This window comes from Pseudomonas sp. GW821-FHT02B10, assembly GCF_059421865.1.
Genome location: NZ_JBWKVU010000008.1, coordinates 231,117 through 240,776, shown reverse-complemented (window position 1 = coordinate 240,776; position 9,660 = coordinate 231,117). Strand labels below are relative to the sequence as shown.

Annotated in this window: 9 protein-coding genes; 6 read left to right on the top strand and 3 right to left on the bottom strand. The window is 64.1% G+C overall.

Annotated features, from left to right (window positions below):
* Positions 1–327 precede the first annotated feature (327 nt).
* Positions 328–876: an RNA polymerase factor sigma-70 gene (locus AC07VU_RS18970; protein WP_007922891.1), complete on the top strand. Its 549-nt coding sequence runs from the start codon at positions 328–330 to the stop codon at positions 874–876.
* Positions 877–932: 56 nt separating this feature from the next.
* On the opposite strand, the gene AC07VU_RS18965 is transcribed toward AC07VU_RS18970, so the two are convergent.
* The 3 genes from AC07VU_RS18965 to AC07VU_RS18955 form a co-directional block, all read right to left on the bottom strand.
* Positions 933–1,370 carry a pyoverdine biosynthesis protein gene (locus AC07VU_RS18965; RefSeq protein ID WP_495030245.1) on the bottom strand — a complete coding sequence of 146 codons (438 nt, stop codon included), beginning with the start codon at positions 1,368–1,370 and terminating at the stop codon, positions 933–935.
* 83 nt (positions 1,371–1,453) lie between these two features.
* Positions 1,454–2,245: a substrate-binding periplasmic protein gene (locus AC07VU_RS18960; RefSeq protein WP_274304233.1), complete on the bottom strand. Its 792-nt coding sequence runs from the start codon at positions 2,243–2,245 to the stop codon at positions 1,454–1,456.
* A gap of 106 nt (positions 2,246–2,351) precedes the next feature.
* Positions 2,352–2,975, bottom strand: coding sequence for a TetR/AcrR family transcriptional regulator (locus tag AC07VU_RS18955; protein WP_009044910.1), 624 nt, complete (start codon positions 2,973–2,975; stop codon positions 2,352–2,354).
* 209 nt (positions 2,976–3,184) lie between these two features.
* Here AC07VU_RS18955 and AC07VU_RS18950 point away from each other — a divergent pair, with 209 nt between their 5' ends.
* The 5 genes from AC07VU_RS18950 to AC07VU_RS18930 all read left to right on the top strand — a co-directional run bounded on the left by AC07VU_RS18950 (position 3,185) and on the right by AC07VU_RS18930 (position 9,652).
* Positions 3,185–4,975 (top strand): acyclic terpene utilization AtuA family protein, encoded by a 1,791-nt coding sequence (locus tag AC07VU_RS18950; protein ID WP_495030244.1) that lies wholly within the window; start codon positions 3,185–3,187, stop codon positions 4,973–4,975.
* Between the two features lie 12 nt (positions 4,976–4,987).
* On the top strand, positions 4,988–5,872 hold the full coding sequence (locus AC07VU_RS18945; protein WP_007922898.1) for an SDR family oxidoreductase: 885 nt from the start codon (positions 4,988–4,990) through the stop codon (positions 5,870–5,872).
* A 3-nt stretch (positions 5,873–5,875) separates the two neighbouring features.
* Positions 5,876–7,492, top strand: a complete 1,617-nt coding sequence (gene atuC / locus AC07VU_RS18940) for a geranyl-CoA carboxylase subunit beta (protein ID WP_495030243.1) — start codon at positions 5,876–5,878, stop codon at positions 7,490–7,492.
* Between the two features lie 208 nt (positions 7,493–7,700).
* Positions 7,701–8,858, top strand: a complete 1,158-nt coding sequence (atuD, locus tag AC07VU_RS18935; RefSeq protein WP_007930006.1) for a citronellyl-CoA dehydrogenase — start codon at positions 7,701–7,703, stop codon at positions 8,856–8,858.
* Complete coding sequence (locus AC07VU_RS18930; RefSeq protein WP_495030242.1) at positions 8,855–9,652, top strand: enoyl-CoA hydratase/isomerase family protein; 798 nt, start codon at positions 8,855–8,857, stop codon at positions 9,650–9,652. Before atuD ends, AC07VU_RS18930 begins: the two co-directional genes overlap by 4 nt.
* The last annotated feature ends 8 nt before the right edge of the window (positions 9,653–9,660 follow it).

Sequence of the window (9,660 nt, the reverse complement as noted above, 5' to 3'; positions counted from 1 at the left end):
CCGCGACCGTTACATAAACCTTTGAAAAATAAAGGCCCCTGCCCTCGGAATGGGACATCTGGAGAGCGCTGTGGCGGGATTTTTCACCCGGAACCTTTCTCCAATGAGAACGGATGACGTCTTGAAATAATTAGTCCGCACTCTGCCCTCGAACCCCTTCACAACGTGCGACAACGAGCCGCAGTTCTCACTCTGCACCAAAGATGCTCATTAATTCTCTTTCTCAATTGACAATCATTATCATTCAACATAATTTGTCGCTCGATGTGTAAGACGAATCTGAAATTTCTGTCGTCCTACTAACCCTTTTGCAGCAAGGTGATTTCCATGACGGAACAAGTATCCACAAGCAGGTGCGATTCACCGCTACTCCAGGCCTTTGTCGACAACCGCCTGATCCTGGTCAAGATCGCGGCGCGCATTACCGGCTGTCGTTCCCGTGCCGAAGACGTGGTGCAAGACGCGTTCTTCCGGCTGCAATCGGCGCCGCAGATCACCTCATCGTTCAAGGCGCAGTTGAGCTATCTGTTCCAGATCGTGCGCAACCTGGCGATTGACCACTATCGCAAGCAGGCGCTGGAGCAGAAGTATTCGGGCACTGAAGAAGAGGGTCTGAATGTGGTCGTGCAGGGAGCGTCGCCGGAAACCTCACACATCAATTTCTCGACCCTGGAACACATTGCCGACGCGCTGACGGAGCTGCCCAGCCGCACCCGCTATGCCTTCGAGATGTATCGCCTGCATGGCGTGCCGCAAAAGGACATCGCCAAGGAACTCGGGGTCTCGCCGACACTGGTGAACTTCATGATTCGCGATGCGCTGGTGCATTGCCGCAAAGTCTCGGGCAACCGCGCCGACACCTACGCCCGCCACTGATCCGCGCCGCACGCGACTCCCGCACCTGATCGCGATAGCCACCGTCAGCCACGGCGCTACCGCGAACAGGAACGCTCCCGCCAGATCTTCTCGACCGTCTGATGCCGTCCGTCCCCCCGCCCCTGCGCCAGAATCAGCAAGGCGGCGCGCTTGTGGGAAAAATCGAAGGCTCTCCCACAATGCAGGCAACGCTCCTGCTGCTCGAGCCCCTGGCCCGCGTCCTCGGCCAGCCATTCGCTCGGCCCGTGGTCGAGGCATAACGAATGCACCAGGGTCGATAACCAGCCGGCCATCCACTCGTCACGCCACCCTTCTTGCCCACGCAAGGCTTGCAGCACCTCGCTGCCCGCCGGTGGCAGTGGCGTGCCAGGCCCGCGGCTGGCACCGCTCGTTTCAATACCGGCCAGGCGCAGCGCTTGCAGGCCAGCGGGATCGGCAGCGCAACGGCAGGTATCGGCAACGGCCACAGCGGACAGCGTATCGAGAGAGGACATGGCACGGACTCAGCGTCATCAGTGTTCAACCAAGTGACGTGAGCCGCACAGGGAAATTTAGGCAAGCCGCCTTGCCGGCGGCTTCATTTGGCCGGTGGCATGACCACGATGCGGTAGGGATCGAAGATCTTCAGCAATTCACCGTTGTCGCGCAGGCGCCCCAGCAACTTGGCGAAGTTTTCGCCGCTGATCGGCGCCATGGGGCGAATCAGCGCGTAGTGGTGGTAGACCTGATCGATCCGATCGGAGGCGAACAATTGCTGCGCCGTGTCAGTATTGTGCGAAAGGAAATCACTGAGGTAGGAACGGGTTACCAGCGCAATGTCGGCACGACCGCGCAGCACCATCAGCAGGTTGCTGTCGTGGGAATAGGTCAGGGTCGCGTTGTAGGTGTCGGCCAGGTACTTGGGGTCGGCATTGAAGTTGGCGAACGCGTAGTGGTAACCGCTGAACAGGGCCAGGCGCTTGCCCTTGAGGTCGGCGAAATATTCCTGGCCGCGGCCGGGCTCGCGCTGGGCGGTGAAGATTTCGGCATCTTCCAGGCCCATGTCGACGCTGGTGTGGGGAATGTTCTGCCAGCCCCAGGCCGGGTTCTCAAAAATCGCCATGTCGACGCGCCCCTGCTCGAAATCGCGAAAACGCCGGGGAATCGAGGTCGGCACCAGAACGAATTGGTAGTCGCTCTGCAGCGCGTTCAAGGCGTCCACCAGTTGCGGCAGCAGCCCGGTGTCGGCGCCCTGCTCGGGACGCACGGTATAAGGGGGAAAATGCGCCGCCCCCACGCGTACCAACTGCGCAGCGCAGGCCGGAAAAACCGTCAGGGTGGCCAGGCCCCACACCAGCACTCGCAAAGCCGTCCGCATTGGCGAAGACATCAAGGCAACTCACCTCAAGAAAAGAAACAGGGCAATGCCATTAAAACTAGGCGGTTTCCCTGGCTTCGACAACTTTCCACTGAATAATTAATTACTTGCAGGAGGCCTACGGCTCCTTGAGCACCAGGGTCAGCGCTTCCTCGGCCAGTTGCTCCAGGGTCATGCTGCCCTCGGCGCGGAACCAGGTGGTGGTCCAGGACAGCGCCCCAGTGAGAAAACGCCGGGTAATGAACACATCGCCCTTGATAAAGCCGGCCTCCTTGGCCTCGCCCAGCACCTGCAACCAGATCCGCTCATAAATGTCGCGCAGCGCCAGGACGTCGGCCTGGCCCTGGGCCGACAACGAGCGCCATTCGTAGACCAGCACTGCCATGGCCTCGCCGCTGCCGCCCATGATCGATTGCAACTCGCAGCGGATCAGCGCCAGCACCCGCTCGCGCACGCTGCCGGCCTCGGCCAGTTCGGCGCGCATCAGGGCGGTGTTGTAGTGGATGGTTTCCTCCATCACCGCGCGCAGGATGTCGTCCTTGCTCTTGAAGTGATGAAAGATGCTGCCGGACTGGATGCCCACCGCGCCGGCCAGGTCGCGCACCGTGGTGCGCTCGTAGCCTTTGTTGCGAAACAGGTGAGCCGCGGTTTGCAGCAGCTTGCCGCGGGCGCTGTCCGGATCGGTCAGTTGCCCGTTGGCGACCAGCTGGCGCATCACCAGCAAGGCTTTTTGCTCGTCCACGGCCTCTCTCCTACATTCGCTCGATCGTTATGCGGGCAGCCCCCTGAAACAGGGAGCTTGCGCGCGCAATTTAAGCCCGTGGGGACGACCAAGCAAGCGCTTGGGAATAAGATATTTCCGACGTTTACAAACCAAGCGCTTGCTTGGTAGTCTCGATCCAGTTCTGTCATCGCGTCTTTTTATCGAGTCTTTTATCGAGAGCCCCAGCCATGACCAAGACCCTTCGCATCGGTTGTGCCAGCGCCTTCTGGGGCGACACCTCGAGCGCCGCCGCGCAACTGGTGGAGGGCGGCCGCCTGGATTACCTGGTGTTCGACTACCTGGCCGAGATCACTCTGTCGATCATGGCCGGCGCGCGAATGAAGGACCCTACTGCCGGCTACGCCACGGATTTCGTCGAGGTCTTGAGCCTGCTACTGGGCGAGATCGCCCGGCAGGAGATCCGGGTCATCAGCAACGCCGGCGGGATCAACCCGCAGGCCTGTGCCGCGGCCCTGCAAGCGGCCTGCGACCAGGCCGGCGTGGCCCTGAAAATCGCCGTGCTGCTGGGCGACGACCTGCAACCCCGCTTCAAGCAACTGAGCGGCAGCGGCATTCATGAAATGTTCAGCGGTGCGCCGCTGCCGCCGATGTGCGTGTCCACCAACGCCTACCTAGGCGCCCCCGGGATAGTCGAAGCCCTGAAGCTGGGCGCCGACATCGTCATCACCGGTCGCGGGGTCGACAGCGCGGTGGTCAGCGCGGCGCTGGTGCATGAATTCGGCTGGTCCTGGCACGACTACGACAAACTGGCCCAGGCCGCCCTCGCCGGGCACATCATCGAATGCGGCGCGCAGTGCACCGGCGGCAACTTCACCGACTGGCGCGATGTGCCGGACTACGAACACATCGGCTTTCCCATCGTCGAGGTCAGCGCCGACGGCCAGTTCGTGGTGAGCAAGCCCGAAGGCTCCGGCGGGCTGGTCACGCCGCTGACCGTCGGCGAACAGCTGCTCTATGAGATCGGCGACCCACGGGCCTATCTGCTGCCGGATGTGGTCTGCGACTTCACCCAGGTCAAGCTGCGCCAACAGGGCAAGAATGCGGTCAGCGTGCATGGCGCCAAGGGCCTGCCGCCGACCGGCCAGTACAAGGTCAGCGCCACTTACCCGGACGGTTTCCGCTGCACCGCCAGCTGCCTGATCGCCGGCATCGACGCGGTGGCCAAGGCACGTCGGGTCAGCCAGGCGATCATCGACAAGACCACGCAAATGTTCGGCCAGCGCGGCTGGGCGCCCTACAGCGAAGTCAATATCGAACTGCTCGGCAGCGAAGCCACCTATGGCCCCCATGGTCAGCGCCAGGACAGCCGCGAAGTGGTGATCAAGCTCGCCGTGCGCCATCCGGACAAACGCGCGCTGGTGCTGTTTTCCCGGGAGATCGCCCAGGCCGCCACGGGCATGGCCCCGGGCCTGACCGGCATCGTCGGCGGCCGGCCCACAGTCTATCCGCTGATCCGCCTGTTCTCGTTCCTGATCGACAAGAGCGCCTGCACCCTGGAAGTCGAGATGGCCGGCCAGCGCCACCGGGTCGAGCTGCCCGAGCTCGACAGCCTCGACGCCAGCGCCCTGCCCGCGCCCCATGCCGTGGCCAGCCCCGTGGGCCGCGCCGACGCCAGCGTGGCGCTGGTCAAGCTGGCGGTGGCACGCTCCGGCGACAAGGGCAACCACAGCAATATAGGGGTCATGGCCCGCGCCCCCGAATACCTGCCGTGGATCGCCGAGGCCCTGACACCCGCCGTCGTGGTGGACTGGATGAGCCATGTGCTGGACCCGGTGCATGGCCGGGTCCAGCGCTGGTACCTGCCGGGTAGCCATAGCCTGAATTTCCTGCTGGAGAACGCCCTCGGCGGCGGCGGTGTCGCCAGCCTGCGCATCGACCCGCAAGGCAAGGCCTTCGCCCAGCAGTTGCTGGAAATCCAGATCCCGGTGCCGCAGAGCATCGCCGACGCCGTCAACTGAAGGAGGCTTTTCGTGGGCTACGACTCGATTTTCAAACCCGACCTGTTCGCCGGCCAGACCCTGGTCGTCACCGGCGGCGGCAGCGGCATCGGGCGCTGCACCGCCCATGAATTGGCGGCCCTTGGCGCCCGGGTGCTGCTGGTGGGGCGCAAGGCGGACAAGCTGCACAAGGTGGCCGCGGAGATCGCCGAAGACGGCGGCCAGGCCAGCGGACATGCCTGCGATATCCGCGACGAGGAAGCGGTCAAGGCCCTGGTCAGCGAACTGATCCGTGACCACGGGCCGCTGCATGGCCTGGTCAACAACGCTGGCGGGCAGTACCCCTCGCCCCTGGCCTCGATCAATCAGAAAGGGTTTGAAACCGTGCTGCGCACCAACCTGGTGGGCGGTTTTCTCATGGCCCGGGAAGTTTTCAACCAGTCCATGAGCAAGCACGGCGGCAGCATCGTCAACATGCTCGCCGACATGTGGGGCGGCATGCCCGGCATGGGCCATTCCGGCGCCGCCCGTTCGGGGATGGACAATTTCACCAAGACCGCCGCGTTCGAATGGGGCCATGCCGGGGTGCGGGTCAACGCCGTGGCACCGGGCTGGATCGCCTCCAGCGGCATGGACACCTACGAAGGCGCATTCAAGGCGGTGATCCCGACCCTGCGCGAACACGTGCCGCTCAAGCGCATCGGCACCGAGTCGGAAGTCAGCGCCGCCATCGTCTTCCTGCTCAGCCCGGCGGCGGCCTTCATCAGCGGCAGCACCTTGCGCATCGACGGCGCCGCCAGCCTGGGCAGCCGTGCCTGGCCGCTGCACAAGGCGTCCCACAGCGAGTCCTACAACGGCTTCCACCGCGCCTACCTGCCGGATGTGCTGAAGGACGAGCCACTCAAGGACGGGAAATAAGCCATGCCAGTCATACAGTCCCAGCTCGATCCCCACGGCCCGCAGTTCCAGCAGAACCGCGAAGCGATGCTGGCCGGCATCGCGCAGATCCGCCAGCTGGAACAGAACCTGCTGGCCAAGGCCGCCGAGGCCAAGGCGAAATTCGAAAAGCGCGGGCAACTGCTTCCCCGCGAACGCCTCAACCTGCTGCTCGACCCCGGCGCACCCTTTCTCGAACTGGCGAGCCTGGCCGGCTACAAGCTGCACGACGACAAGGATGGCAGCCAGGCCGGTGGCGGATTGATCGCCGGCATCGGCTACGTCAGCGGCGTGCGGGTGCTGGTGGTGGCCAACAACAGTGCGATCAAGGGCGGCACCATCTCCCCCAGCGGCCTGAAAAAATCCCTGCGCCTGCAGCAGATCGCCATGGAAAACAAACTGCCGGTGGTGACCCTGGCCGAAAGCGGCGGCGCCAACCTCAATTACGCGGCGGAGATTTTCGTCGAAGGCGCGCGCAGCTTCGCCAACCAGGCACGCATGTCGGCCATGGGCCTGCCGCAGATCACCGTGGTCCACGGCTCGGCCACCGCCGGCGGGGCCTACCAGCCGGGGCTGTCGGATTACGTGGTGGTGGTGCGCGGCAAGGCCAAGCTGTTTCTCGCCGGCCCGCCATTGCTCAAGGCCGCCACCGGCGAGGTGGCCACCGATGAAGAACTGGGCGGCGCCGAGATGCATGCGCAGGTGGCCGGCACCGCGGAATACCTGGCGGAAAACGACGGCGACGGCGTGCGCATCGTGCGGGAAATCCTCGCAGCCCTGCCATGGAATGCCCGGCTGCCGCTACAGCCGACCCGCACCTACACGGAACCGCTATACCCGATCGACGAGCTGCTGGGGCTGATTCCCGACGACCCGAAAAAGCCTTATGACGCCCGGGAAATCATCGCGCGCATCGCCGACGGTTCGAACTTCCTCGAGTTCAAGGGCGAGTTCGACCCGCAGACCCTCTGCGGCCATTTGCAGATCCAGGGACGCCCTTGCGGTTTTATCGGCAATAACGGGCCGATCACCCCGAAAGGCGCAAGCAAGGCCGCGCAGTTCATTCAGTTGTGCGACCAGAGCTGCACCCCGCTGCTGTTTTTCCACAACACCACCGGTTTCATGGTCGGCACCGAGTCGGAGCAGCAGGGCGTGATCAAGCACGGTTCCAAGCTGATCCAGGCGGTGGCCAATGCCCGGGTACCGAAACTGACGATCGTGGTCGGCGGCTCCTACGGCGCCGGCAACTACGCCATGTGCGGCCGCGGCCTGGACCCGCGCTTCATCTTCGCCTGGCCCAACAGCCGCACCGCGGTGATGGGCGGTGCCCAGGCCGGCAAGGTGCTGCGCATCGTCACCGAGGCCAAGCATGCCAAGCAGGGCCAGGCGGCCGATCCGCAGATGCTGGATATGCTGGAACAGGTCACGGCGCAGAAACTCGACAGCCAATCCACGGCCTTGTATGGCAGTGCCAACCTGTGGGACGACGGGCTGATCGACCCACGGGATACCCGCACCCTGCTGGGTTATCTGCTGGATATCTGCCACGAGGCGCAGGTGCGTCAGCTACAACCCAACAGCTTCGGCGTCGCACGGTTCTGATGTAGCCGCTGCCGCAGGCTGCGATAAGGCCCGAAGGGTCTTCGAGGGAATCAAGAGCACGTCCCCTGCGGGGCCGATCGCAGCCTTCGGCAGCGGCTACAGGGACAGCGAGCAGTTCCGCAACGACGGTGTTTTCGGCCTGCGGCAGCGGCTACAGGGGTAACAAGGTTCAGGGATTGCGTCACTCAACTTGAGGAGAACAATAAAAATGATCTTCACCCAGGAACATGAAGAACTGCGGCGCACGGTGCGCAATTTTGTCGAGCGCGAGATCAACCCGCACGTAGAGGAATGGGAAAAGGCCGGACGCTTTCCAATCCACGAGATATTCCGCAAGGCCGGCGAACTGGGCCTGCTGGGCATCTCCAAGCCGGAGAAGTTCGGCGGCATGGGCCTGGACTACAGCTATTCGATCGTCGCCGCCGAAGAATTCGGCACCATCCATTGCGGCGGCATCCCGATGTCCATCGGCGTGCAGACCGACATGTGCACCCCGGCCCTGGCGCGCTTCGGCTCCGACGAGTTGCGCGAGGAGTTCCTGCGCCCGGCCATCAGCGGGGAAATGGTCGGCTGCATCGGTGTCTCCGAAGTCGGTGCCGGCTCCGACGTGGCCGGGCTCAAGACCACCGCGCGCAAGGACGGCGACGACTATGTGATCAACGGCAGCAAGATGTGGATCACCAACTCCCCCAGCGCCGACTTCATCTGCCTGCTGGCCAACACCTCGGACGACAAGCCCCACGTCAACAAGTCGCTGATCATGGTGCCGATGAACAGCCCCGGCATCAGCCTCAGCCCGCACCTGGACAAGCTCGGCATGCGCAGTTCGGAAACCGCCCAGGTGTTTTTCGACAACGTGCGCGTGCCCCAGCGCTATCGCATCGGCCACGAAGGCGCGGGTTTCATGATGCAGATGCTGCAATTCCAGGAAGAGCGGCTGTTCGGCGCGGCCAACATGATCAAGGGCCTGGAGTACTGCGTCGACAGCACCATCGAGTACTGCAAGGAGCGCAAGACCTTCGGCAGCGCGCTGATCGACAACCAGGTGATCCACTTCCGCCTGGCCGAGCTGTCCACCGAAATCGAATGCCTGCGGGCCCTGGTGTACCAGGCCACCGAGCAATACGTGCGCGGCCAGGACGTCACCCGCCTGGCGTCCATGGCCAAGCTCAAGGCCGGGCGCCTGGGCCGCGAAGTCAGCGACAGCTGCCTGCAATACTGGGGCGGCATGGGCTTCATGTGGGACAACCCAGTGGCCCGCGCCTACCGCGACGTGCGCCTGGTTTCGATCGGCGGCGGCGCCGACGAAATCATGCTGGGCATCATCTGCAAACTCATGGGCATCCTGCCGGGGAAAAGAAAATGAGCCGCCTGCCCGCCTGCGAAACCCTGCTGCTGGCGCCCCGTGGCGGCGTCCTGTACATCACCCTCGATCGCCCGGACAGCCGTAACGCCATGAGCCTGCACATGGTCGCCGAACTGCGCGCGGTGCTGGCGGCGGTACGCGATGACCGCGGCATTCGCGCCCTGGTCCTGAGGGGCGCCGGCGGGCACTTCTGCGCCGGCGGCGACCTGAAAGACATGGCCAGTGCCCGTGCCCAGGGCGCCAGTGCCTATCAGGAACTGAACCGGGCGTTCGGCACACTGCTCGAGGAAGCCCAGCACACCCCACAGGTGCTGATCGTGCTGCTGCAGGGCTCGGTGTTGGGTGGCGGCTTCGGCCTGGCCTGTGTCAGCGATATCGCCATCGCCGATCATCAGGCGCAGTTCGGCATGCCGGAAACCAGCCTCGGCCTGCTGCCGGCGCAGATCGCGCCGTTTGTGGTCAAGCGCATCGGCCTGACCCAGGCCCGTCGGCTGGCCCTGACCGCCGCGCGCTTTGATGGCAACGAAGCCGAACGGCTGGGCCTGGTGCATTTTGTCGAAGACGGCCCAGAGGCCCTGGCCGAACGCCTCGATGAAGTGCTGGCCCATGTGCTGTGCTGCGCGCCCGAGGCCAACGCCGCGACCAAGGCCCTGTTGCTGGCCAGCACTGAAGAACCGCTGGCGCCGCTGCTCGATCGCGCAGCGGAACAGTTTGGCGCCGCCGTCACCGGTGCCGAAGGCATCGAAGGAACCATGGCCTTCGTGCAGAAACGCAAACCGGCGTGGGCCTCATGAGCCCCATC